A 24009-nucleotide genomic window follows, 5' to 3' on the forward strand; every position below is an offset into this window, starting at 1 on the left:
ATGGCAGCCCAGATCTGGCTGCCATTGTTATCTCCCCTTAGCAAACAAAGCCTGCTAACTTCGTAAGTGCTAACTCAGCAAGGATTCAATGCCGTATTCTGGGCCGTATTTTTCAACCACAAAGTCGATGTCTTTATCACCTCGACCCGAAAGGTTAACTAAGATAGTGCCCTTCTCTCCTTGTTGGGCCAGCTTAATCGCTTGAGCAATGGCATGAGACGATTCGATAGCGGGGATAATCCCTTCCATACGAGACAGCTCAAAAAAAGCATCAATGGCTTCTTTATCACTGATATGTACGTAATTAGCACGACCAGACTCTTTTAAGAAGGCGTGTTGTGGTCCAACCGATGGATAATCTAAACCACTGGCCACGGAATAAACCTGCTGCGGCTCACCTTCACTGTCTTTGAGCATATAAGACTTAAAGCCATGCATAATACCCGGCTCACCTAAGGTTAAAGTAGCAGCATGCTCACCCGGCTCTAAGCTGCGTCCCGAAGGTTCAACGCCATATAAGGTGACGTCTTTATCGGCTAAAAACGCACTGAACAAGCCCATGGCGTTCGAGCCACCACCGACACAGGCCACTAAGTTATCAGGTAATTTACCCGTCATTTGCTGAAATTGCTCACGGGCTTCGTTGCCGATAATGGATTGAAAATCACGCACCATGGCCGGAAATGGATGTGGGCCAACCACAGAGCCAATGGCATAAATTTGGCTGATGGGATCTGTCATATAAGCTTCAAACGCAGCATCTACCGCTTCTTTTAAGGTTTTGCGGCCATGGGTGGCAGGAATCACTCGCGCGCCAAGTATGCGCATTCGCACTACGTTCGGGTGTTCTTTTTTGATATCCACTTCGCCCATGTAAATATCACATTCTAGGCCCACTAATGCCGCGGCGGTTGCCAATGCCACACCATGTTGGCCCGCTCCCGTTTCGGCAATCAGCTTCTTCTTGCCCATTTTTTTCGCCAGCAAGGCTTCACCTAGACAATGATTAATTTTATGAGCGCCGGTGTGGTTGAGATCTTCACGTTTTAGGTAGATATCGGCACCGTATTTTTGCGACAAATTTTGCGCGTGAAAAATCGGACTTGGTCGACCAACAAAGTGCTTGTATAAACGCGCAAGCTCGGCTCGATATTCAGGATCATTTTTACATTCATCATAAGCCGCGCTGATCTGATCCATGATTTTTTGCAACTCTTCAGGAATAAAGCTGCCACCAAATTCACCAAAATAGCCCTGTGCGTTAGGCTGCGGATGTTGAAAGGTATTTTCCATTTTCGTCATGTCCTTATATTGAAAAGCGATGTCTTGTTATAACGACAAAACCACAATAAAAGTATGACTACTTTAGAGATTTGTTAGCTTGGGCATATTTTTGTGCTACCCCAAGTTAAGGAAGCCAAACAAATGGCTAAGATGCCAGACTGACTTAAGTGATTCAGCTAAGCGACTTGTGATAGATAAAACAGCATGGGATTAATGACAAGGCAAATCAGGGCGAGTAAAGATAACAGCAGCCATATTTTCACTGGATGTTGAGTGCGCACTTCAACCTTGTGATATTTAAAAATTGCAGGCACAGAAAGTAAGCCAATAAAGATGCCCCAAATCACCCCGGCTTCAATCACATCGGTGCGAGCGTTTAAAAAAGAAACTTCGTTTAAGTCATTAAAAGAAAACAGAAATCCAGCGACAGAAGCGGCTACCGAAACCAGTATGGGTAAAATGATAAAGATGATTTTCGACATAACTAATTAGACTCATCAAAGTTTTTTAAAACATCACCTTACATTAACTTATTAGCGAAATTATCGGTATCACTTAATCACTAAATTTTGCAGCCTTAAAAACTCAGCCAAAGCCAGCTTATCGGCTGGTGTATCGATCTCTTGCTCAGCCTCAGCAAAGGTACGCCAATACACGGCATCGGCTTCCAATGCGCTTATCTCACCCGACCAAGCTAGCACGGCGTAATAATGAATTAACTGCAACTCGGTACTGGGGTGATAGAGCGAACAGATATGCTGATATTGCAGCGCGCTGATACCCAATTCTTCTTTAATTTCGCGTATCAAGGCTTGCTCTGGCGATTCACCTTGCTCGATATGGCCACCGGGGATGGCGACCAAATTAGGGTCGCACGCCTTATGTTCGGCGCGTTTTTCCAGCAAAATCTGGCCATCTTTAATCAACAAAAAAGACGAACAGGGATAAATATCGTGTTGCATAAACTTAACTCCAAAATGAACATTTAATGATAAGCCAAACCACTGGGAGCAGGTAGGAGCACCAGTCATGGTGCGATTTGGTCCCCATTTATCGCTGCATTACTGCAGCTCCCACAAGACTGCAACTCCCACAAAGGAAGATATCAAGCCACAATGAACCAAGGATATGACAACATCGTAACTTAGCTATTATTTAATTATTCATAACAAGGATTTTTTATGACCGCACTTGAGCCCATGCTAGCCACCTATCACCTTAGTCTTTGGGGAATGTGGCTGATTTTATTTACCGTGTTGGTGCAATCCGCCATAGCGACTGCCGCCCATCGTAAACAAGCTAAATATATCCCGGGAATGCTAGATGAGCGTCTTGGTCATGAATCTTTTGTGTTTCGCAGCCATCGCACCTTTCACAACTCCCTTGAAAACACCCTATTGATGTTTGCCCCTGCGCTGCTCGCCATTCTTGTTGGGGTTAATCCAACTTGGCTGGCGATTTGGGTGTGGCTGTATGCCATCGCGCGTATCATCCACATGGTGCTGTATTACGTGATTGCCACCGAGCGCAACCCTAGCCCGCGTAGCTATTTCTTTATGTTAGGTTTTGTTTGTAATATCGCGGTATTTATCTTGGTTGCGATGCGGTTGCTTTAAGCTACTTCGCTACCCCAATCAGGTTGATGGCCTTGATCAAGGCGAACACTTGCTCACCGGGTCGCAGCTGCATTTCTTGCTGCGCCCAAGAGGTGATGCGCGCCTTTATTTGTTGTTGGCCCACGGCCAAGCGCCATTCTACTTGTTGGTCTTGTTCCTCGAATTCAATCAGGGTCACGGGCAATACATTTCGCATACTGGTTGCTGTTGGCCGCACTCGGCTCAGCGCCACATCGCCAGCGCGGATCTTAACCAGTACTTCTTGTTCGGCGGGTAACTGATGACCACTGCTCCATAAACACAATGCCGGCTCGCTTGCCTCATTATCTAATGCCAAGGGCAGCATACCGTGGTTATCCGCCACCTTCGCCACCTTGGCTTTGAGCAACACACTTTGCTCACGCTCACCTAGCCAAGGGCGCATTGGTTCGCTGTTCCACACTTGCTCCAAGGGGCCGTGTTGTAGCACCTTGCCGTCTGCCATTAACACCAAATAATCAACTAATTGCAGCACTTCATTAAGGTTATGGCTCACTAAAATAATCGGCAGCTTAAATTGTTGCGATAGCGCTTTGAGGTAAGGCATCAGCTCTTGCTTGCGCGGCTCATCCAACGAGGCCAGCGGCTCATCCATTAACAAGAGTTCAGGCTCAGATAACAAGGAGCGGCCAATGGCCACACGCTGTTTCTCCCCGCCCGACAACTCATTGGGATAGCGTTGTAATAAGGCCTCTATGCCCAATAACTGCACCACTTTGGCAATTTTTTGCTCACTGTCGGCGGTGGTTTTGTGGCCGTAAACCAGATTCTTTTGCACCGTGTAATGGGGAAATAAACGCGCATCTTGAAACACATAGCCAATACGCCTTTGCTCCGGCGGCAACCACCGCCTTTGTTGGCGGTCAACAAACACCTTTTGATTAAATTCAATCCGACCCGAATCAGGCTTCACTAAACCCGCGATTAAGTTGATCACACTGGTTTTGCCTGCTCCCGATAATCCAAATAACCCCACCACCCCGTGCATGGGCAAATCTAAATCGAGTGCTAATTGGCAGCTGCCTAGCTGCTTTTCACAAGCCAGCACTAGCTGAGAAACTTGGCTCATGCTGCCACCTCACGCTTAGTTTGTTCTCTGCGTAGCAGCCATTCCGAGAAAAACAGGGCCGACAAGGCCAGCACCACAGCCAAAATACACAGCCGAGCAGCGGCAAATTCTTGGCCGGGGGTTTCAATAAAGCTATACATGGCTAGTGGCAGGGTCTGTGTTTCTTGAGGAATATTCGCTACAAAGGTAATAGTGGCGCCAAACTCTCCTAAGCTGCGCGCAAATGCCAACACCACACCCGCCAGTAAACCGGGGTAAATCAGTGGCAAGGTAATAGTAAAGAACACTTTAACCGGCCCCGCCCCTAAGGTGCGCGCCGCCTGCTCTAACTTAGGATCAACATGATCAAATGCCAATCGCAGCGAGCGCACCATTAACGGAAACGCCACCACCGCGGCGGCCAACGCGGCGCCGCGCCAACTAAAAGCAAAGCTCAGCCCCAAGTGGGTTTGCAACCAACTTCCTAGGGGAGATTGCGGACTTAAACTTACCAATAATAAATAGCCCGTGACGACAGGCGGCAACACCAAGGGCAGATGCACTAAGCTGTCTAACAAGCGCTTACCCCAAAATTGATAGCGAGATAGCAGCCAAGCCACCAATAAGCCAAAAGGCAAGCTGGCAATCACGGCTACCCCTGCCACTTTTAGGCTAAGTAATAAGGCTTGGCTTTCTAATTCGGTTAATAGCACGAGTACATGGCCTCCTATTTAATTCTGCGGCTCAGTTTTAAGCTCGGTAAACCCAAATTCGCGCAAAGTGGCCCGCGCAGGCTCAGACCATAAATATTGATAAAATGCATTAGCTTCAACCGAATTGGATAACCGCGCAGCAGGGTAAATAATAGCGTCATGGCTGTCATCACTAAAACTGGCAATCACCTGCACCTGAGTGGAAGAATGGGCATCACTGGCATAAACAATTCCCAGTGGCGCAGCACCTCGCTCCACTAAGGCCAAGCAGGCCCTGACATGTTTAGCATAAGCTACCTGCTGAGCTAAGTCCTGCCATAACCCCAAGGCTCCCAACGCCTGCTTAGCATAAATACCTGCTGGGACATGTTGAGGATCAGCCATCACCAAACGCTGGCCTGCGAGCGTATGATGCCAATCTGCAAGCTGCTTAATATTAAAGTTCGGGTGTGCTTTTTTGCTCACCAGCACTAGTTTATTCCCTACTAGGCTTGCGTACTGCTGCACGCGGCCTGTGTTTTGCTTTAAATAATCCAGCCAGCGCTGATTAGCTGAGACATAAATATCTGCCGGCGCGCCTTGCTCTATTTGTCTGGCTAATGCCGAAGAAGCCCCCACAATTAACACCACTTTTTGCTCGGGATTATGTTGCTGATAAAGGCTTACTAATTGCGTCATAGCTGGCTGCAGTGATGCAGCAACCAATACCTTAATCGGCTCAGCCTGTGCCGAAAAAGCCCCTGCAATGAGCAAAATGAATATCTTAGCCATTTGTTTTATCACGGTTTAATTAACCTTATTGCGAAGCAAGCCCAGCCATTTATGAAAACCCTAACTATACCTCACTTTTAAACTTGGTCGATTGCCTAAATTTAGCTCACTTTGTAAGCTAGTTGCCTCTCTCACAAATCAAACAAAGAAAATAAGCACATGTTTAAAAAGACGAAAGAAGAAGGCTTAACCTATATTTCAGAAAACTGCTCCATCACTGGCGACTTAAACCTGCAAGGAGAGGTGATGATCAATGGTACGGTTGAAGGTACTCTCACCTGTGAAGGCAATGTCACCTTAGGCCGCAACGGTATCCTTAAGGGTGTGCTTAAAGCCAATGAAGTGTTTGTTTCCGGCAATATCGAGGGCGAAGTTCATTGCGATATTTTAAACATTGAAAACAAAGGTGTGGTTAGCGGGGAACTGTTCAGTGCCGACATTCGCATCGACAAGGGCGGCCAGTTCTTTGGCGTGCGCAAGCAAAAAGATGCCGATAAGAAAGTAGTCGACTTCGAATCAAGCAATAAAGATAAAAGCAGCAAAGAAGATAAAAAAGTCGCCAAAGCTTAATTTAGCCTGATATCCTGCCCAACACAGTGCTATCGTTGGGCTTATATTTTGTCACCATCTCCCCTAGTCAAAAATCAAAAAACGGCCGTGCTTTTTGCGTTGGCAGCCGTCGCCATGTGGTCAACCGTGGCAACAGCCTTTAAAGTGACCTTGGCCTATTTCAGCCCGGTCCAGATGATTTTGGTCGCCAGCCTAACCAGCATAGTGCTACTTGCGGGCATCTGTTGGTGGCAAAACAAACTGCCCAATGTAGTGTTATTAATCAAGCAACAAGGTAAGCTGATGTTGCTGCTTGGTTTAATTAATCCTTTGTTCTATTACTTGCTACTGTTTCAAGCTTACGATTTATTACCCGCCCAACAGGCGCAAGCCTTGAATTACACTTGGGCTATTAGCCTTACCTTGCTCGCCGTCCCCTTATTAGGGCAAAAGTTGTCTAAAGCCGACGGCTTGGCCATTTTATTAGGCTATGGCGGGGTATTAGTGATCGCCACCCAAGGCGATTTATTAGCGCTGGATTTTAACAATCCTTTAGGTGTTGCCTTAGCGCTGGCCAGCACCTTACTTTGGGCCCTGTATTGGATCTTAAACACGCGCCAACATGGCGATCCAATAGCTGCCTTACTCGCTTGTTTTATCTTGAGTTTGCCTTTTATCATCGCCGCAAATTGCTATCTGGGTGAGTTTGATTTCAGTGCTTGGCAAGGCTGGGCAGGCGCTATCTATATTGGCATATTTGAAATGGGACTGGCTTTTGTATGTTGGCTGAATGCCATGAAGTACGCCGAGCACACCGCCGGTATCAGCAATTTGATTTTCGTGTCGCCGTTTGCTTCGTTGTTCTTACTCAACTGGATCATAGGTGAGCCTATCTACACCTCAACCTTAGTTGGCTTAGGCTTAATTATTACCGCTTTGCTGACTCAGCAATGGCTCAATCGCAAACGACAAGGCTAAGGAAAACACCATGCAACAAGCTATTTGTGGCTATCATTTAGATGAAGAAGCACACTGGGTTGCCGAGCTAAGCTGCGGCCATTTTCAGCATGTTAGACACGACCCACCTTGGCAAATGCGACCTTGGGTACTGACTACAGCAGGTCGCAACACCATGCTGGGACATAAGTTAAATTGCATCAAGTGCGATGAAGGTGCGCCGAAAGATCAGCTCTAAACTGATCGACTTAGGTTCGCCAGTAGGAGCGATTTTTAAATCGTGAATAACCATCAGTTAACGCGCTGTTTCGCTGTATTAATACAGCTCCCACAAAGCACCTCGGCAAACATTATTGCTGTTCAATATAGCGCTGCGCTTGTCGCGGGCTAGTTAAGTGCACAAATTTAATATGTGCAAATTGCGGGTCGGTTTTTACCTTTAGATAACGCCGCCGGTTGTGATGGTAATTTTGCAAGCTCCATAAAATCACCGAGTCTTTACTAAAAAAGGATTTTTTAAACGTTTCCACATTGCCTGTATTCGGCCATAGTTCCTTGCCTGAAATACTGCGTTTAAGTGCACGGGTAATAGATTGATAAGCAGTGCGAGCCAAACTGTAATCCAGCCAAATAACCGTATCAACCTGCTCCCACTTGATTGGGACGGAGCGATTATAGTTGCCATCAAGCACCCAAGCGGTTGGTGCTAGCGCCTGTTTTAACTCAGTAAAGAACACTTCATCACTGGGCTGCTGCCAATTAGGTAACCAAAAAATGGCATCCATCTCTATGTAGGGTATCGCCATCTTTTTTGCTAACTGCCGGCTAAAAGTCGACTTCCCAGAAGCACTGCTGCCGATGACATTAATACGATTCATGTTTCCCTTGTTAACTAATAAGTCTTCAAACACCCATCTTCGCCGAGCAAGCTCGCCACCCACAGGTGTTTCATTCCCTGTAGGGGCGATTTTAAATCATTGACGCTCTAACAACCCATCTTCTTGATTTTGCTCTGGCTTAATGCCACGAATACGCCTCGCAACTCGTTTGATATCGTCAATAAACAAGTACAAACAAGGGATCAGGAACAAGGTCACCACGGTTGAGAAGAGCACGCCGTAGGCTAGACTGACCGCCATTGGGATCACCATTTGCGCCTGCATGCTGGTTTCCATCATGATCGGCGTTAAGCCGATAAAGGTGGTCAGCGAGGTGAGCAAAATAGCGCGAAAACGTCGGCAGCCCGAGGCCACGACAATCGCAGCCAATGGCTCTGCCAATGGCCCTGAAGACTTATCACCATGGCGATTCTTGTTAATATCATCCACCATCACCAGCGAGTCGTTCACCACCACCCCTGCCGCGGCAATAATGCCAAACAAGGATAACGAGCTTAAATCTATACCCATAAGTTGATGGCCCGCCACCGAGCCAATAATGCCAAACGGGATCACCGCCATTATCATCAAGGGCTGAGCGTAAGACTTTAATGGGATGGCGAGTAAAGCGTAAACCAACAGCATAGACAAGGCGAAGTTACGCAGCTGTTCATTGGTGTTCTCAATTTGCTGAGCTATGCTGCCCGCCACTTCGGTGCTGACCCTAGGGTATTGCAACAATAATTGTGGCAGGAAGTTATCGCGTACATCTTGCGCCAGTTTAAAGGGTTCGGCTTGGCTGGCATCCACCGACGCCCACACGCTGACGGTTTGACGGCCGTTTTCACGGCGAATTTGGCTTAAGCCATCAACAAAGCTCACCTGCGCCACCTCAGACAAGGGCACTTGCACTCCTTGAGCCGTTTGGATCAAGACCTTGTTAACATGGCTGATGCTATTTCGCTGATCTTCGGGATAACGCAGCATAACACGCACCTCATCACCACCGCGGATCACCCTTTGTAGCTCTAAGCCATAAAAGCTTTGATTCACCTGAATGGCAATATCCGCCAAGCTTAAGCCTAGGCTATGAGCTTGCGGTTTAAGGGTAAACAGCACTTCCTGACTGTGGCTTTGGCTACTGTCGTTAACATTGTTAACCCCGGCTAGGCTATTTAAATGCTGTTTTAGCTTGGCCACCACCGCATCCATTTGTTGCTGATCTGAGCCTTGTAAACGAAAGCTGATATCACCATCATCGCGCTCATTACCAAATAAGTTGTCTTCTATGGTCAAGGATTTCATCCCCGGCAAGGGCGGGATGGCTTGATGCCAGCGCTCAGCCAAGGCAAAGGTGTTCATGGGTCTTAGCTCTGGCTCAACCAAGCGCACCAAGATTTCGGCTTGCGTGCGACCACGTAAGTCCACCTGCATGTCTGAAATCATCACTTGGCCAAACTCGGCTTCAAGGTCTTGGTCCACCTGCTTCAAGGCTTGCTCGATTTTTAGCGCCATGTCTAAGGTGGCTTGCTCCGAAGCATCGGCGTTCATGGTCAAACTGATAGTTGGAAAATCATGAGGGATTTTCGGCTGACCGACAAAGCGCACCACGCCGCCTTGATACAAACCCGCACACACTAAAATCAGGCTGATAAACAACATGATCAAGGTATAGCGGTAACCGACCGCACGAGTTAAACAAGGGCGATAAACATCGGTTATCAGCCAATTTAGACCCAGATTGACCTTAGCTTGCAGCCAGTTTACCAGCAGCCTTAGCCAGTCCAGCGGATTACGTGAGCCGGGACGCACTTGCTTCGGCGGTTTCATTGCGGCCAAATGGGCAGGCAAAATTAACTTAGATTCCACCAAGGAAAACAGCAAACACAAGATCACCACATAGCCGATGGCTTGACCAAAGGCGGCAGTCGGGCCGTCATCGAGCACCAAAGGCAAGAAGGCTGCAATCGTGGTTAACACGCCAAAGGTCGCGGGCATGGCCACGCGTTTTACCCCGCTGATCACGGCGTCAATATGATGGCCATGACGCTGGGTTTCACTGTGGGCACTTTCGCCCATCACGATGGCATCATCTACCACCACACCCAATACCAAGATAAAGGCAAACAAGCTCACCACGTTAATGGTGACGTCTATCATGCTCAAGGGCATTAAGAATAAGGTGCCCAAGAAACAAACCGGTAACCCCATCATCACCCAAAATGCTAAGCGCACCCGCAGGAATAACGCCAACATCAAGAACACCAGAACGGCACCACTTTTCATGCTGTCGAGCATGAGCTCTAACCGGCCCTCAAGATAGTATGTCATGTCTACCCAAGGCGCTAGCTCAAGGCCCTTAGGTAACTGAGTTTGCTTGGTTTCGATATAACGTTTAACCGTATCGGCCACCACGTTCAGGCTTTGATCTTCGGCGGCGCCGACGTAAAAGGTGACCGAGTTATGGCCGTTAAAACGCGAATAATGTAGGCCTTGGGCTAGGCCATCGGTGATGTCGGCGACATCACCTAAGGTGAGTACCGAGCCATCACGGTGAGTCAGCAAGGGAATATTGCCAAAATCGGCCGCGCTATAGGCTTGATTGGCAACACGTAAATTAATGTAACCATTTTGCGCACGAATGCCACCCGCCGACATATTGCCGGAATGACTACGCACCGCATTGGCTACTTGATTGAAACTTAAACCGTACTCTCTGAGTTTGTCCTTACTCAAGGCAATGGAGATTTCATCCTCCAAGCCACCGTAAAACTCGGTAATGCTCACGCCCGGCAGTTGGCGGATTTCATCAAAAATCAGCTTACCTGTGTGCTTCAACTCACGCGGGGAAAGATCGCCAAACAAACTGATATACATGACATCTTGGCGCATCTTAATGCGCTCAATTTGCTGGCCTTCCATCTCCGTTGGAAAGTTAGACACGCTATCAAACGCCGCCTTCACTTCGTCCAACACTAAGCTGGCATCATAGTCGTCATTGACCTTGATATAAGTGGTGGCATAACCCAAGTTGGCATAGGCGATAACGCGCTCTAAACCCTGCACTTGCTCGATGGCATCTTCAAATTTGGTGATGATGCCTTCTTCCACTTCTTGTGGCGCGGCACCGGGTAAGGCAGCGGTGAACTTGATCCAATTCACTTCGATTTGCGGAAAGAACTGCTTACGTATCGTGCCCGCTGTGAGCAAACCACCGACGACAATCATGATCATTAACAGATTGGCTGCGACACTGTTACGGGTAAACCAAGCAATGATCCCTTTGTTGGTATCTAGCATGATCAGCCCTCTACCGTCGTCGCACTGGCGGCATCGCCCGCGAGCTTAGTGTCAGGCTCAGGGTTTGGCTCTACCTGCTCTGCACCGCGCTCAGGATCATCGACCCAATCGAGCGGCATGCCCGGTAAGGCATAATCGAGTGCCGAGTTAATCACTTTATCGCCCTGCTCTAAACCTGCGGTGATCACGGCTTCACCGGCATTAAAGCGCAGCACTTCAACATCACGGTAAGCCAAAGTACGCTCCGGCGTTAATACCGCCACCTTGCCGTCGGTCACCAAATGACGCGGCAACACGCTCACCATACCCGCGTTGATACCTTCAATTTCGGCTGTCACATAGCTACCAAAGGGCAAGCTAGCCCCCCCCTTGCTGCGACCATAAGGGTCGGGGATTTCGGCCACCAAATAGGCCATGCGACTGGAATCATCGATGACGCCTTCGTTGCGCACCACCTTGGCATGGAAAATATCCTGACCTAAGGTCAACAGCACTTGGGCGCCCATCCCTTGATTGTCTAAGAAATTAAATTCTTGTTGTGCTAGCGGTAAGCGCACCTCAGCAAACTCGGTGCTTAAGATACGGCCCAATAACGCACCAGGCGCAGCATAACCACCAGGGCCAATATGACGACTAGCAATTAATGCGTCATAAGGCGCACGGATCACGGTGCGGTCAAGGTTACGCTGAGCTTGTTTGAGACTGGCCTCGGCTGACTTTAGACGGGCTTTTTCTTGCTCTAATTGCGGTTTACGCAGGCTCAACTCGGTTGGTAATTTGCTTTTAATATCTGACCATTGCTCCTTAGCCACCTTACCATAAGCCACTTCTTGTACTAACGCAGCTTTAGCGGCAGCCACATTGGCTTTGGCTTGAATTAACGCCACCTCATAATCACTGGGATCAATCTTGGCAAGCACTTGGCCCTGCTGCACCAAACCACCACGAATAAACTCAGGGGCAAGATAAGTTAGCTCACCGCCCACCTGCGCCACCAAATCGGTTTCATACTTGGCTTTAACCACACCGTAAGAGGCAACCGTTAGGGTCATCGGCTGAAATTGGTTTTCAACCACACTGACTTGCACCAATTTGGTTTCCGGCGGCTTTTGCTGCGGCGGTTGCTGCAAAGAAGCGAGGCCCATATAACCTGCAATGCCTAACCCTAACACCACGATAGGTAAAATTATCTTAAGCTTATTCAAAACCTTGTCCTTAAAGAGTTATCCATCCGCCATGCTGAATACGGTACACAGCCATTAAGTCATTCTACGGCTCAAGAGCGGGTTCTCAAGTAGCGAAAACAGCGTTTTAATAAGCTTCACAATTAACCTTAGCGAGCTCATTTGATGAGCTCGCCACGCTACAACCGTTATAACTCTATTGCTATTGGTAGGTGTAAACCCAAGTAACGCTGTATTTTATCAATATCACTAAAGCAATGTTTTTAAGTCACTTTCTGACCAATATCAAAGTAAATCTCACAAATAGCGAGATATTGTTCAGGCATTAAAAACAAAAATATCAAGGCGCTAACATGGTTAAGCCGCAATCGACGCCAGCCATATCAAATCAAGCATTAACAGCCTGGACCCAAGCAAACCAACAATTACATCAAGATTTAATGGCTAACTATGGCGACTTAATCAAAACGACCCCTTGGCCCGCCACCGCCATAGGTGAAGGTAAACCATGCCAATACTATGACAAGCAAGTCACCATAGGCGCGGCTCACTTGGACGGTTGCCCAATTGCATTATTCGACAAGCTAAAACATGAACACATCCATTGGTTAGTTAACACGATTTTAAATTTTCATCCCATTGCGGCTTTCAATGAGGGCATTGCCGTCGCTCTTGCCGATTGGCCAAACCGAGCGCGCAAACTAGGCTTTAATCAGCATCATCTTTGTCGCCAATTGCTATTGCAAAACGCCCTTATCCCGATGGATAAGCTAATTGAGGGCGTTGCCTATTTCGGTTTTCGCCACGATTTTAGGGTCGATGTACAATTTGGCTCTTTTTGCGGCTATTACCTAGATAAGCTCGGCCTCTATGATTGGTGTAAAACCTGTGCCACATTGAGCCAAACGATTACCCAGCAAGAAACCCTGAACTTACTCCAAACCCTGTTCGATGAATGGCAAACTATGCTCGCCACACACATTACCGACAACCTGAAATGCCAAACCTTTGTTGAACAACTAACGCTGGCCAATGAAATCGCATTTGGCCAATTACATTGCCCTCGCTGCTTATACCCTTTACAACAAGAAGCGGCTCAATGTCATCAGTGCCATAATGAGATAGATCAAGGCAGCTTGCCTTCATCTATCTGTATTTAAAATATCATGGCTTAACCAAACACCTGCATCGCCGATAGAAATTGGTACAGGATAAACACGGCCACCAGCAGCCATAAAGCCATCAGGCCCTTCCATAGTCGAATATTAAACCCCATATCGCCTCCTTAGTGACTCGGGAACACTTAAGCTTCGGGCTGCAAGCTGAGCAAGCCAGTATTATTCACCACCATCAAATAAGATTTGCCTAAGCTGGCTTGGCAAAGATCTAGGCTGTGCTCGCCTACCTTTAGACCGGTGGCGCAGTTGTTTACACTGACCATGGCGCTGACTTTGCCTTGTTCTAGGTTAAAGCTCACCGTATCTGCACCGTTTAAATAGACAGGCAGGTTATGGTGGCTGAAGATGCGAACCCGATAAACCGCATCTTGGTTATCCACCCGCTTCGCAAACGCCGTTATCTTATAAGCCTCCCCTTGCAACCAAGCGACCGCCCACACTGGCTTGCTTTGCTTTACTTTATAATCCAGATCGACATGGCCTACACCTTGTCGGGTTTGGCTGTTGCTATCTTGCACACCTAAGTGCAACTGTTTTTTTTGCGGTTGAAAGGTGTATTCATAGGTCGCCATGTCGCCGATATCGACCTGACTAAATCGGCGATTCTGGCTATTAAATACATATTCTTGATCTTTCGAATCCAGAGGATCATCATGCTTAGCATAAAACGCCACCACCTCATAGGTGGTGTTCACAAAGCTAATATCAGCCTTGCTACGGGTGATTTTTTTCACGTCTTCTTTTAACCCACTCGAGCCACATGCACTGAGCACTAAAGCACTTAGGGTTAACAACACTAATAACAAACTCTTTGTTATGACTTCAAACCGACTGAGTTGCATCTGACTATCCTTCCTTTGCGTTATCCATTTGGTTAATGTTCAGTAAGGAAAAGATATCGTTTTTTAATCAAGTTGAGTGTTAGCAATTGTAAGAATGGAAGGGGCTTTTGTAAGGAAGTACGAGGATTACTCTAGGACAGCTAGTTCACGCCAGTTGCTGTGCTAAACTGCCCTATCCAGCATCAACCATGAAGTTAAAAATATGATTAAAATAAGAAAAATGCAAAAAGACGATATCGAGGCTATCGCAACTATTCACCTCGATTCTTGGCAAGCCACTTACGCCAATCAGCTGCCGGTTGAATATATTGAGCAATACACCTTGGAGCGCAGAGCCCGAATGTGGAGCAATATTTACGCAACCTCCGTTGAGACCGTGTATGTCGCTGAAAAAGATAACGAGGTGGTCGGTTTCATCAATTATGGTCCGAGTTTCACTAACCAAGATAACCATGACCTAAAAGAGCTGAGATCGATTTATGTGGCCCCTAGTATGGTGAACCAAGGCATCGGCAGGCAGCTCATTGCAACCATTTCCGATGAACTAAAATCCACAGGTTGCAAAGAGTTAGTGCTTTACGTGCTCAGCACTCACCATCAGGGGCAAAAATTTTATGCCAAACTGGGTTTTAAGCCTACCGGCCACGAAGCCACTGAGATATTTCATGACCACACCATCACAGACCTTGAAATGAAGCTGACCTTTGACCGCCACTAGCTTAGCGCCTCGCCATTCACTCACCTTAGCTATAATACTTCGCCGCTAACTCAGGCAAGATGTTGAGCACATGCGCCATCACTGGGCCTCGGGTGATCGCGGGGGCATAGTAAGCAGCGATGGACATCTTGTATTCGTTTAATAATAAATTGGTGGTGAACGGCTTAATCAGGCCCATGTCAACATAGGGTTTAGCATAACAATGGGGCACTAAACCCCAGCCGACCTTGGCTAAGGTGCGACATAGCTCGTCATTATTCATTACCGCAATATAATTGGCGGAAATTCGCATGTATTCCACATTTTCATCATTGCGCACAATATTTTGATGCAGCACCTGGGGCTCTTGTCGCAAGATAAGCTTGTCTATCATCGCGTTTTCACTTAGTAAGCCTGTGGCTGAGGTATAAAACCCATAGGATTGAAAGCCCAGAAATTTCACATCAATCTTAATCGCACTAAAACTGCTTTTTTTGTTCGGCATAAAGGCGAAATCAACCTCGCCAGAAGCCACTTTTTTCATCGCACTGTTCCAATCATCCACCTGCCAATCCAGCTTTAAGCGAGGAAAGGTTTGGCTCAGTTCAGCCGTTAATTCAACGATCAACGCTGGGTTTAGCATGGGGTCGTACAAGATGGTAAAACTGGCTTCTTCTTGAGCGTGAATAGAGTCGACCAGTTCATTAAATGAAGCTAAATGGGATTGCAGTAATTTTGCTTGAAAGTGCAGCTTTTGCGCGTCGACGGTGGGGATAACTTTACGACCATCCACTTCAAACAGCACCAACGCAAGCTGATCTTCTAAGGTCATCACCAACTCTCTTACCGTGGTTCTGCTCTTGTTTAATTGCTTGGCTGCGGGACTGTAACCTTTTGTTTCATATACCGCGATAAACGCATTGATTTGATCTATTGAAGCCATAACTCTTTATCACGCTAGGAAAACCCGAACATAATTGTATTGCATGATTGAAAATTTAGCCATAGACTTGTCAGTAATTCAGTAAGGACGACTGCTGATGGACGCTGTTTTCGCTTTTATGAACCCTGTCAATACAGAGCATAAAACGCCTCAAGGATAGAGCCGCAACAAACACCGCCTCTCTACATGGATTAAGTAGACCGAATAATTAGTTTTAACTTCAAAAGGTCTCATACAATGAAAAAATTAACTCTAGCACTTGCATGTTCTTCTTTCGCCATCGCTCCTGCAGTATTTGCTGAGGAAGCCGAAGTCGTGACTTCTGCCGCTGGCTCTTCATACATCACAGGTAATGTGCAAATGCACGACCGTAAAGATTTCCACGGTTCTGCAGTAACATCAACTATCGAAGCGGGCCACACGTTCCGCACTGGCACCACAGTATTAGTGGAGTTTGACAATATCCACCTCGGTGACAACCCAAGCAATGGTGTTAATGCCAATTCACCTGTTTACACTACCTTAGGTATTGAGCAATCTTACCGCTTTGACAGCAACAGCTTCTTAGGCGATGGTCTATGGATTGCAGGTGGTTACCACCATGTATTGGCTGACGGCGACAGCATTCAATACCGTCCTTTGATTAAGGTCGGTTACGATTTCGACAACGGTATCTCTATCTCTAACCGTACGCGTTGGCACTTTGATGCTAAAGATGGCAGCAAGCTAGATGATGTTCGCATGGATAACGCCATCGCTTACACCTTTAAAGATATGCCGCTAAGCGTTAAATACAACAACGTATACATGCTTGATTCTGAAGGCTTAGACCACGAATTCCGCGCTACATGGACACGTAACGGTGTACAACCTTACGCTGAGTACCGTTACCAAGGTAGCAACCTAGACGGTGTCACACCTAACAACGCTTTCGTTATTGGTGCTTCTTACGGCTTCTAAACGAAGAAACAACAGAATTAGTCATGATTTACGCTCTGCCTCTAGCCTAGAGTCGTAAACCAAGCTAATAATAAGCCCCTGTGCCATGCATAGGGGCTTTTTTGTATTTGCTACACCTTAATTGAATAGCTTAGGTCGGTGACTTCATCACCCGTCATGCCGCGAAATCCCCACTGATAAGGTGCTTGCTCTTTGATGATCACTTCAATATCTACAGGCTTAATACCCAGCTGGCGCTCAATATCGGCAAACAAGGTTTTGATTAGGCGTTTTTGGGTAGCGATTTCTCGTCCCGCCATCAGGTTTATTTCGATGACAGTGTAGGCATCGGAGCGGCCTCCGGGCGCGTAAAAATCACTCTTATCCATGGGGATAAAACGATGCGCCCGTTTGTCTTCGGGCAGCCCTAACACGCTTTGCATTACGCCGTGGATCACATTGGAAAGCTCGGCCTTAATCGGGTTCAATTGGGTATCGATACCGTAGATAACAATCATTGTCCGCTTCCTTGCTAATGGGTTAAGCGCAAATATCGTGATATAGCTGATCTGCCAGCGCTTGCAGCGTATCAGCACCCGGGTGGGTATGAGCAAAAGTGCGTAAACCATAAATGCCCATCGCTAAATACCGCGCTAAATGGGCACTGTCTCGGCCTGAGGTGAGATCCCCTTGTGTCGCTGCGCGCACTAGGACTTGTTCTAACGCGGCCTGCCAGCGGGCAAGGTTATCGGCAATGATTTGCTGCACTTCAGCGTCTTGTTCGGCGACTTCATTTAACGCCTTAGTGAGCAGGCACGCCTGGCTGCTATCGCAACTTAAACACTGTTGCACCAAATCATCCAGATAGCTTTTTAACTGAGATAATACGGGTCTGCCATCCGCAAAAAACGCCTCGAACTCAACGCTGCGATCCAGACGATACTGCTCCAATGCTGCCAGCAACAAGCCGCGTTTATTGTCAAACGCACAATAGATAGAGCCAGGGTGTAATCCGGTTGCCGCTTTGAGATCCTGCATGCTGGTTTTAGCGTATCCCTTCTCCATAAAGGCAGTCATGGCGCTGCGCAGCACTTTTTCACGATCAAATTCAGCATTTCTCATGGGTTCTGCTCTTGTAATCCTTGATGAATGCAGTGTACTTAATTTTGAATGAGTGTTCAAAATAATGCTTGAACGATCATTCAAATAGCACTATCTTGAATGAGCATTCAAAAACTTTTCCTGATTGAGGCCACAATGACAGACAATCTTTTTCAACCTTTCGCACTCAATGACACCATCACCCTAAACAACCGTATCTTGATGGCACCATTAACTCGTTGTATGGCGGATGATAATCTAGTCCCAACCCAAGCCATGGCCGACTATTACGCTCGCCGTGCCGATGCCGGACTGATTATTTCAGAGGCCGTGATCATTCGCCCCGACGGCCAAGGCTACCCCAATACTCCGGGTCTATTTACTGCAGAGCAAGTAGCGGGCTGGAAGAAGGTGACCCAAGCGGTACACGAAAAAGGCGGGAAGATTTTTGCTCAGCTTTGGCATACCGGCCGTGTTGCGCATCCGCACTTTTATCGCGATGTCACCGGCAGTGATGCCGTGATGGCACCGTCGGCCATTGGCGTTGAAGGCACAGTACCGCGCATGCGTGAACTGGAATACCAAACCCCGACGCCGGCAAGCCATGAAGATATTGAACAATTAATTGAAGACTACGCCCAAGCTGCGGCTAACGCCATGGTAGCAGGATTTGATGGTGTGGAAATTCACGGCGCCAATGGCTATCTGCTTGACCAATTTTTACATCACGGCAGCAATCAGCGCAGCGATGAATATGGCCAAACCCCAGCAAACATGGCGCGTTTCCCCTTAGCCGTGGTCGATGCGATTTGCGCTGAAATCGGTCATCAACGCACCGCACTACGCCTATCGCCGGGTGCCTATTTTAATATGCCAAGCGACCCAAGGGATCGCGCCGTGTTTGACTACCTACTCAAGCAATTAGAAAGCCGTGACTTAGCCTTTATTCACGTTGGCATTTTTGATGATGCATTAGAGTTTGATTATCTCGGCGGCCGTGTATCTAGCTATATTCGCGCCCACTATAGCAAAACCTTAGTCGGCGTGGGCAGCTTGACCGCAGAAATGGGCAGTGCCGCGATTGCGGAAAACAAGTTTGATTTACTCGCCATCGGTCGCCCGTTTATCGCTAATCCCGACTACGTGGCCCGCATACGCGAGGGTAAAGAGCTAGTTGAATACTCAGAAGAAATGTTGATGAGTTTGGTGTAACACATACCAATTCGCGATTTAATAATCGCAGCATGATTGCTGCTCCTACAAGCCACTTTTGTGGAAGCCCCAGTGATGGGGCGATAAAAACTTGGTAGGAGCAGAGCTTTATCGAGGAAAATTATTCCAAAACCACATCTATGATATTGGTTTTGCCACGTGTGATGTCAACTTCACCCGTTGCGTAGGCTTTGGTGTCACTTGCACTCGCTTTCACATAGTACTTCCCTGTGTTCACAATTTTTTTGTCGCCATTTTGGAAAAACACATCGTCATCGATTAAAAAACCTTCTGGTGACACTGGGTAGATACGCGCGTGACTTTTCAAGTTACCACCACTGTCGAGATGAACAGAATTGCGATAAGCAATCTTAGTTAACCCTTGAGGGTTAGCAACCACTTCCACAACCATCACTTGCCCAACATCACGACTCGTGCGGGATGCTCGGTGAGTCTTAACGTCTACTCTCCCCTGCTTAGCGCTAGTAGAGATAGTGGTATCGCCAATCGTCGGTACAGATTTCGCAGTACTTGTTGTTGAAGAAGACGTTGTGGCGTCCAAAATACCACTTACCGCACCACGCGTTGCACTTTCTATTTGCGTGGAAGCACAGCCCACCAGACCAAACGTCAAACCCAATACCACAACCAACTTCTTCATTAAATGTTCCCTCTTAATTTACAAAGTGTTAAATCAATACCAATGAATCAATCATATCGGCGGGATTGTAACCAAAAAATCAAGGAATGATAAGGGAAAGGTATTAAGTGACTTGTGCATCACATCACGCTGATGTCTATCTCGGCAGATTTTACAGCAACTCCGCTTCGTCCTTTCAAATCAGAGTAATAGACAGCCCTGTGGGAGCCCCAATAATGGGGCGATAAATACGAGTGAGAACCTAAGCCACCCCATGCCCTTTGGCTGCGGTCCAAATGCGATACCATTGTTCGTGATTTAGATTGAGTTCAAGGGCTTGTAGCGCCAGTTTCACCCGCTCGATTTTGCCACTGCCAATAATAGGCACAGGATTCGCGGGTAGCTTCATTACCCAAGCGTAAGCGACTTGATCGATACAGCTTGCTCCTATCTCTTGGGCCACTTGGGCTAAGGTTTGTCTCACGCGCTGCGCTTGCTCAGACTCGCCATTAAACAACTGACCACCAGCAAGACAAGACCATGCCATCGGGCGCACTTTATATTGCTGCATTTGCGCTAAGGTGCCGTCTTCGGTGGCTTGCAGATTAAGGGGATTAATTTCAATTTGATTGGTTACCAAGGGCGCATCTAAGCGAGACTGCAGCAAGTCAAAATCGGCTGTATTAAAATTCGACACCCCAAAATGGGCAACCTTGCCCGCTCCTTGAAGCTGATTAAAGGCTTCTGCCACTTCATCGGCTTGCATTAAAATGTCGGGGCGATGGATCAACAATAAGTCGAGTTTCTCCACGCCCAAATTGCGCAGTGAATTGTCAACCGAGCCAATAATCTCTGCCTTTGAGCTATTGTAATGGGCAACCTTGTCACCTTGACCTGGAATAATGCCGCATTTGGAAATCACTTGTAACTGTTGGCGCAAGCTCGGCTCTAGGGCTAACGCTTCACCAAACAGGGCTTCACTTTGATACACGGGGGCGTGATCAACACAGCTCATCCCTAATTCCACATGCTGCTTAATAAAGCTCAAACGCTGCTGCGCCGTCATCTCCCAGTGCGCCATGCGCCAGTAACCTTGCACTAATGGTGATGCAAACGAAAATTCACTTTGACTCATAACAACCTCGGTTCAATATCTAGGGTTCATCCTGACATGCTATTACCCGCTCACTTCGAATTGAAGGGGCTTTAACAAACAAACTATTCGCTATATCAAACAATAACCACATCATCTTCGTTTCTAACGCATATATTTGTTAGATTGTTAGCTATATTGAACAAGCAGATTGAACAGGTGGATATTAGTGCTTAAGCCTCACAAACGTTTTGAACGTTATCATCTCTTTAGTGTGGTGGCCGACACGCTCAATTTTGCCCGCGCTGCCGATATGCTGGGCATTTCAAAAAGTTACTTATCAACCCAAATCAGTAACCTAGAGAAAGAGCTTGGGGTCAGTTTGCTGCTACGCACCACTCGCCATGTCAAACTCACCGCCGCGGGGCATCAGGTATTGCAGCGCATGCGCCAGGTAAATGCCTCGATGGCCGACTTGGAAAAAAACCTAGCGCAAACCGCGGGTGAGATAACGGGGGAAATCAGCATTACCGCGCCTGTGCTGTTTAGCCAACGCTTTTTACTGCCTATGTGCAGCGCATTTCAACAGCAACACCCTGCCATAAGGTTTGATTTAGACATAGGCTATCAAACCGAAAATCTGGCTAGCAGCCGCTTCGACTTTGCCATTCGCGCCACCAATACCCCGCCAGCTAATATGGTGGCGAAAAAGCTCCTTAGTTATCAACATATTTGCTGCGCCTCTCCCGAATACCTAGCTAAATTTGGTCAGCCCAAACAGCTTTCCGATCTAGCTCATCATCATTGCTTATCCGATCCCCATCTCACCCAGTGGCAATTTGAGCAACAAACCATTAATACCCAAGGCAATCTAGGGATAAATGATAACTTGTTATTGATCCAAGCCGCGGTGCAAGGATTGGGCATCATTAAATTACCCGACTTTGTGCTAACGCCGTTAATTACCCAAGGTAAGTTAGTGCAGGTCTTGCCTGACCAAAGTAGCAGCCAGCGCGATATTTATTTGGTGTTTCCACATCTGCCAAAGCGCAGTGCGAAATTACAGGCTTTTATCGAACACACCAACCAGTTTATGGCTAACCATCAAACTTAGCATTTGGAAAAGTTTCTCAGATACGCAGCCAACTTTACTTCTATACTCAGGTTATCTAACCACTAATATGCTTGTGTGATGGCGCTAAAGAAACCTTGCTGGGCCTTACTGTTGTTCGCTTGGGCATTGCTGGTCAATGCAAATGAGGCAGAACCCGTTTTTAGTTATGGCGAAAACTTGCCCGATCTCGATCCCTCATTACCCGCTATTCGCTTTGTCGGCGATCGAGACTATCCACCGATAGAATGGCTAGAAGACGGTCAAGCCAAAGGCATCTTTCCTTCCATTTTGCCTGCCTTGGCTCAAGCCATTAATCGTAGAATTGAATACCGATTAACGGATTGGAAGCAGGCGCAACAGATGGTCAAAGCCGGTCAAGCCGATGTGTTAACCGTGTTTAGCCCCAATTCTGAACGCATTCATGACTACGACTTCGTGCCTAGCTTTCTCGAATTTGAGATGAGCTTATTTGTCACCAGCGACAATGTGACCATTCATGGCTTAAGTGATGTTAAAGGCTTAAAGGTCGGCGTACCCAAAGGCAGTTTTTTGATTGATACCTTAAACCAACAAAGTAAAGCTGACATTGTCGAAGTCCCAGACCATCAAGCCGGGTTTGAAATGTTACTTGCCGGCCAGCTCAGCGCCTTTGCCACCAACAAATGGGTTGGCACTTACAGTATTCAAAAGATGGGCTTAACGGGCATCAAGTTCGTGAAACAGCCCATCTTAACTAAACCCACTCACTTAGGGTTAAAAAAGGGCAATGACCAGCTGGCTAAGCAACTCAACTCTGGGGTTCAAGAGCTTAAACTCAACGGTACCATCGCGCGCCTAACCCAAGACTGGGAAAAGCTCGAAGTTATTTACCTAACCCAAGGCCGGCTAGAAAATATTTACGTTTTGGTAGGCACGACCTTTGTAGGGCTATTACTGCTGATCAGCTTATTCACCATAGTGCTGCTGAAACGCCGAGTGAAGCAAAAAACCCATTCGTTAGTCGAAGCCAATCAACGTTTAGAGCAAACCTTACACTTGCTGCAACAAACCCAAGAGCAGTTAGTGCAATCGCAAAAAATAGCCTCTCTCAATGCCTTAGTCGTTGGCCTTTCCCACGAAATCAACACGCCCTTAGGTAATGCCATCACCCTGTCTAGCTTATTCAATGAGCAAACCAGCGCCTTAGACCAAGCGCTGAGCAAAGGCAAAGATGGCATTAAACTTAAACAAGTCATGCAAATAAGCGGTCAGCTAAATGAAAATACCGAACTGCTAAACAGCATATTGAAGCGTCTTGCCAGCTTAGTGAATAGCTTTCGCAGTGTGGCCCTCACCCAAGGCGATCAACACAGAGAGAAGTTCGACCTAGCCATACTGATCCAACAAGCCGTTGACAACCACAGCATCAAACTTGAGCAGCAAGGCGTCATAGTGCAGGTAAACGTGGCCGAGCCCATCGTGCTAGACAGCTACTGTGATTCACTGGCCTTGGTACTCGACCATCTAGTCCAAAACGCCTTAGTACACGGATTTGCTCAAACCGAACAGCCGCAACTTACCGTCAATGCCACCCTTGGTAATCGCCAAGCCATCATAGAGGTCGCCGATAATGGCAGTGGGATCCCAGCCGATGACTTGCCCAAATTATTTGATCCCTTCTTTACCACCTCCTTAGGTAAAGGCAGCTCAGGCCTTGGCATGTATATTGTTTACACCTTAGTCACCGGCTTATTGGGCGGCCAAGTCAAGGTCACTTCAGAGCAAGGATGCCAAGTCAAACTCACCTTACCTTTGTGTGCGCCCGAGGCAAATTAGCCTCTGCTAATTGTCACTCCTCCTCAAGGTAACTCGCTTATAGGCGGGCGATTCTTTGACACACAGCAATGAACAAAATGATATCTAAAAGATATT

25 protein-coding genes are annotated in these 24009 nt (G+C 47.3%); 10 read left to right on the plus strand and 15 right to left on the minus strand.

Annotated elements, in window-relative coordinates:
* Positions 1-69: 69 nt before the first annotated feature.
* From trpB to K6Y21_RS06470, 3 genes are all read right to left on the minus strand, one after another.
* Positions 70-1293 carry a tryptophan synthase subunit beta gene (trpB, locus tag K6Y21_RS06460; protein WP_432757979.1) on the minus strand — a complete coding sequence of 408 codons (1224 nt, stop codon included), beginning with the start codon at positions 1291-1293 and terminating at the stop codon, positions 70-72.
* A gap of 167 nt (positions 1294-1460) precedes the next feature.
* Positions 1461-1766 (minus strand): hypothetical protein, encoded by a 306-nt coding sequence (locus K6Y21_RS06465; RefSeq protein WP_233070963.1) that lies wholly within the window; start codon positions 1764-1766, stop codon positions 1461-1463.
* A gap of 69 nt (positions 1767-1835) precedes the next feature.
* Entirely contained in the window at positions 1836-2246 is a 411-nt protein-coding gene (locus tag K6Y21_RS06470; protein ID WP_233070964.1) for an NUDIX hydrolase, read from the minus strand.
* 219 nt (positions 2247-2465) lie between these two features.
* Here K6Y21_RS06470 and K6Y21_RS06475 point away from each other — a divergent pair, with 219 nt between their 5' ends.
* Complete coding sequence (locus K6Y21_RS06475) at positions 2466-2900, plus strand: MAPEG family protein (RefSeq protein ID WP_233070965.1); 435 nt, start codon at positions 2466-2468, stop codon at positions 2898-2900.
* A 1-nt stretch (position 2901) separates the two neighbouring features.
* Here the strand turns inward: K6Y21_RS06475 and modC are convergent, their stop codons facing one another.
* The 3 genes from modC to modA are packed head-to-tail and all read right to left on the minus strand — an operon-like array spanning position 2902 to position 5471.
* Complete coding sequence (modC, locus tag K6Y21_RS06480; RefSeq protein WP_233070966.1) at positions 2902-4008, minus strand: molybdenum ABC transporter ATP-binding protein ModC; 1107 nt, start codon at positions 4006-4008, stop codon at positions 2902-2904.
* Positions 4005-4700 carry a molybdate ABC transporter permease subunit gene (gene modB, locus K6Y21_RS06485; protein WP_233070967.1) on the minus strand — a complete coding sequence of 232 codons (696 nt, stop codon included), beginning with the start codon at positions 4698-4700 and terminating at the stop codon, positions 4005-4007. Before modB ends, modC begins: the two co-directional genes overlap by 4 nt.
* Before the next feature lie 18 nt (positions 4701-4718).
* Entirely contained in the window at positions 4719-5471 is a 753-nt protein-coding gene (gene modA, locus K6Y21_RS06490) for a molybdate ABC transporter substrate-binding protein (protein ID WP_233070968.1), read from the minus strand.
* Between the two features lie 159 nt (positions 5472-5630).
* Here modA and K6Y21_RS06495 point away from each other — a divergent pair, with 159 nt between their 5' ends.
* Genes K6Y21_RS06495 through K6Y21_RS06505 form a run of 3 tightly spaced genes read left to right on the plus strand, consistent with a single transcriptional unit; the run spans position 5631 to position 7215 of the window.
* Entirely contained in the window at positions 5631-6041 is a 411-nt protein-coding gene (locus K6Y21_RS06495) for a bactofilin family protein (protein ID WP_233070969.1), read from the plus strand.
* Between the two features lie 48 nt (positions 6042-6089).
* Positions 6090-6998: a DMT family transporter gene (locus tag K6Y21_RS06500; RefSeq protein ID WP_285229724.1), complete on the plus strand. Its 909-nt coding sequence runs from the start codon at positions 6090-6092 to the stop codon at positions 6996-6998.
* 10 nt (positions 6999-7008) lie between these two features.
* The gene (locus K6Y21_RS06505) at positions 7009-7215 is read left to right on the plus strand and encodes a DUF3565 domain-containing protein (RefSeq protein ID WP_233070970.1); all 207 of its coding nucleotides are present in this window, start codon (positions 7009-7011) and stop codon (positions 7213-7215) included.
* A 112-nt stretch (positions 7216-7327) separates the two neighbouring features.
* Here the strand turns inward: K6Y21_RS06505 and K6Y21_RS06510 are convergent, their stop codons facing one another.
* The 3 genes from K6Y21_RS06510 to K6Y21_RS06520 form a co-directional block, all read right to left on the minus strand.
* Positions 7328-7855, minus strand: coding sequence for a P-loop NTPase family protein (locus K6Y21_RS06510; RefSeq protein WP_233070971.1), 528 nt, complete (start codon positions 7853-7855; stop codon positions 7328-7330).
* 96 nt (positions 7856-7951) lie between these two features.
* Entirely contained in the window at positions 7952-11155 is a 3204-nt protein-coding gene (locus K6Y21_RS06515; protein ID WP_233070972.1) for an efflux RND transporter permease subunit, read from the minus strand.
* Positions 11156-11157: 2 nt separating this feature from the next.
* Positions 11158-12360, minus strand: coding sequence for an efflux RND transporter periplasmic adaptor subunit (locus tag K6Y21_RS06520; protein WP_233070973.1), 1203 nt, complete (start codon positions 12358-12360; stop codon positions 11158-11160).
* A gap of 332 nt (positions 12361-12692) precedes the next feature.
* Here K6Y21_RS06520 and K6Y21_RS06525 point away from each other — a divergent pair, with 332 nt between their 5' ends.
* Entirely contained in the window at positions 12693-13499 is an 807-nt protein-coding gene (locus tag K6Y21_RS06525) for a hypothetical protein (RefSeq protein ID WP_233070974.1), read from the plus strand.
* Between the two features lie 143 nt (positions 13500-13642).
* Here K6Y21_RS06525 and K6Y21_RS06530 read toward each other — a convergent pair whose 3' ends face one another.
* On the minus strand, positions 13643-14359 hold the full coding sequence (locus K6Y21_RS06530) for a hypothetical protein (RefSeq protein ID WP_233070975.1): 717 nt from the start codon (positions 14357-14359) through the stop codon (positions 13643-13645).
* A gap of 202 nt (positions 14360-14561) precedes the next feature.
* Here K6Y21_RS06530 and K6Y21_RS06535 point away from each other — a divergent pair, with 202 nt between their 5' ends.
* Positions 14562-15077, plus strand: a complete 516-nt coding sequence (locus K6Y21_RS06535; RefSeq protein WP_233070976.1) for a GNAT family N-acetyltransferase — start codon at positions 14562-14564, stop codon at positions 15075-15077.
* A 25-nt stretch (positions 15078-15102) separates the two neighbouring features.
* Here K6Y21_RS06535 and K6Y21_RS06540 read toward each other — a convergent pair whose 3' ends face one another.
* Positions 15103-15999, minus strand: coding sequence for a LysR family transcriptional regulator (locus tag K6Y21_RS06540; RefSeq protein ID WP_233070977.1), 897 nt, complete (start codon positions 15997-15999; stop codon positions 15103-15105).
* Between the two features lie 237 nt (positions 16000-16236).
* Here K6Y21_RS06540 and K6Y21_RS06545 point away from each other — a divergent pair, with 237 nt between their 5' ends.
* A complete protein-coding gene (locus tag K6Y21_RS06545) occupies positions 16237-16959 on the plus strand; it encodes an oligogalacturonate-specific porin KdgM family protein (RefSeq protein WP_233070978.1) in 723 nt (240 codons plus the stop codon).
* Positions 16960-17069: 110 nt separating this feature from the next.
* Here the strand turns inward: K6Y21_RS06545 and K6Y21_RS06550 are convergent, their stop codons facing one another.
* Both K6Y21_RS06550 and K6Y21_RS06555 read right to left on the minus strand, forming a co-directional pair.
* Positions 17070-17456 carry a tautomerase family protein gene (locus tag K6Y21_RS06550; protein ID WP_233070979.1) on the minus strand — a complete coding sequence of 129 codons (387 nt, stop codon included), beginning with the start codon at positions 17454-17456 and terminating at the stop codon, positions 17070-17072.
* Between the two features lie 22 nt (positions 17457-17478).
* A complete protein-coding gene (locus tag K6Y21_RS06555; protein WP_233070980.1) occupies positions 17479-18060 on the minus strand; it encodes a TetR/AcrR family transcriptional regulator in 582 nt (193 codons plus the stop codon).
* A 135-nt stretch (positions 18061-18195) separates the two neighbouring features.
* Here K6Y21_RS06555 and K6Y21_RS06560 point away from each other — a divergent pair, with 135 nt between their 5' ends.
* Complete coding sequence (locus K6Y21_RS06560) at positions 18196-19251, plus strand: alkene reductase (RefSeq protein ID WP_233070981.1); 1056 nt, start codon at positions 18196-18198, stop codon at positions 19249-19251.
* A gap of 121 nt (positions 19252-19372) precedes the next feature.
* On the opposite strand, the gene K6Y21_RS06565 is transcribed toward K6Y21_RS06560, so the two are convergent.
* Entirely contained in the window at positions 19373-19912 is a 540-nt protein-coding gene (locus tag K6Y21_RS06565) for a hypothetical protein (protein ID WP_233070982.1), read from the minus strand.
* Between the two features lie 241 nt (positions 19913-20153).
* Complete coding sequence (locus K6Y21_RS06570; protein WP_233070983.1) at positions 20154-21026, minus strand: aldo/keto reductase; 873 nt, start codon at positions 21024-21026, stop codon at positions 20154-20156.
* 187 nt (positions 21027-21213) lie between these two features.
* On the opposite strand from K6Y21_RS06570, the gene K6Y21_RS06575 reads away from it, so the two are divergent.
* Positions 21214-22098, plus strand: a complete 885-nt coding sequence (locus tag K6Y21_RS06575) for a LysR family transcriptional regulator (RefSeq protein ID WP_233070984.1) — start codon at positions 21214-21216, stop codon at positions 22096-22098.
* A gap of 78 nt (positions 22099-22176) precedes the next feature.
* A complete protein-coding gene (locus K6Y21_RS06580) occupies positions 22177-23913 on the plus strand; it encodes an ATP-binding protein (protein ID WP_233070985.1) in 1737 nt (578 codons plus the stop codon).
* Positions 23914-24009 lie beyond the last annotated feature (96 nt).

It is taken from the genome of Motilimonas eburnea, from assembly GCF_021295345.1.
GTDB lineage: Bacteria > Pseudomonadota > Gammaproteobacteria > Enterobacterales > CBDFNC01 > Motilimonas > Motilimonas eburnea.

Coding starts and splice junctions, on each gene's coding strand:
- K6Y21_RS06470 (WP_233070964.1), bottom strand. CDS start 2,246: ATGCAACACGATATTTATCCCTGTTCGTCTTTTTTGTTGATTAAAGAT.
- K6Y21_RS06525 (WP_233070974.1), top strand. CDS start 12,693: ATGGTTAAGCCGCAATCGACGCCAGCCATATCAAATCAAGCATTAACA.
- K6Y21_RS06555 (WP_233070980.1), bottom strand. CDS start 18,060: ATGAGAAATGCTGAATTTGATCGTGAAAAAGTGCTGCGCAGCGCCATG.
- trpB (WP_432757979.1), bottom strand. CDS start 1,293: ATGGAAAATACCTTTCAACATCCGCAGCCTAACGCACAGGGCTATTTT.
- K6Y21_RS06570 (WP_233070983.1), bottom strand. CDS start 21,026: ATGAGTCAAAGTGAATTTTCGTTTGCATCACCATTAGTGCAAGGTTAC.
- modC (WP_233070966.1), bottom strand. CDS start 4,008: ATGAGCCAAGTTTCTCAGCTAGTGCTGGCTTGTGAAAAGCAGCTAGGC.
- K6Y21_RS06580 (WP_233070985.1), top strand. CDS start 22,177: ATGGCGCTAAAGAAACCTTGCTGGGCCTTACTGTTGTTCGCTTGGGCA.
- K6Y21_RS06540 (WP_233070977.1), bottom strand. CDS start 15,999: ATGGCTTCAATAGATCAAATCAATGCGTTTATCGCGGTATATGAAACA.
- K6Y21_RS06545 (WP_233070978.1), top strand. CDS start 16,237: ATGAAAAAATTAACTCTAGCACTTGCATGTTCTTCTTTCGCCATCGCT.
- K6Y21_RS06565 (WP_233070982.1), bottom strand. CDS start 19,912: ATGAAGAAGTTGGTTGTGGTATTGGGTTTGACGTTTGGTCTGGTGGGC.
- K6Y21_RS06505 (WP_233070970.1), top strand. CDS start 7,009: ATGCAACAAGCTATTTGTGGCTATCATTTAGATGAAGAAGCACACTGG.
- K6Y21_RS06515 (WP_233070972.1), bottom strand. CDS start 11,155: ATGCTAGATACCAACAAAGGGATCATTGCTTGGTTTACCCGTAACAGT.
- K6Y21_RS06495 (WP_233070969.1), top strand. CDS start 5,631: ATGTTTAAAAAGACGAAAGAAGAAGGCTTAACCTATATTTCAGAAAAC.
- K6Y21_RS06535 (WP_233070976.1), top strand. CDS start 14,562: ATGATTAAAATAAGAAAAATGCAAAAAGACGATATCGAGGCTATCGCA.
- K6Y21_RS06475 (WP_233070965.1), top strand. CDS start 2,466: ATGACCGCACTTGAGCCCATGCTAGCCACCTATCACCTTAGTCTTTGG.
- K6Y21_RS06550 (WP_233070979.1), bottom strand. CDS start 17,456: ATGATTGTTATCTACGGTATCGATACCCAATTGAACCCGATTAAGGCC.
- modA (WP_233070968.1), bottom strand. CDS start 5,471: ATGGCTAAGATATTCATTTTGCTCATTGCAGGGGCTTTTTCGGCACAG.
- K6Y21_RS06560 (WP_233070981.1), top strand. CDS start 18,196: ATGACAGACAATCTTTTTCAACCTTTCGCACTCAATGACACCATCACC.
- K6Y21_RS06530 (WP_233070975.1), bottom strand. CDS start 14,359: ATGCAACTCAGTCGGTTTGAAGTCATAACAAAGAGTTTGTTATTAGTG.
- K6Y21_RS06465 (WP_233070963.1), bottom strand. CDS start 1,766: ATGTCGAAAATCATCTTTATCATTTTACCCATACTGGTTTCGGTAGCC.
- K6Y21_RS06510 (WP_233070971.1), bottom strand. CDS start 7,855: ATGAATCGTATTAATGTCATCGGCAGCAGTGCTTCTGGGAAGTCGACT.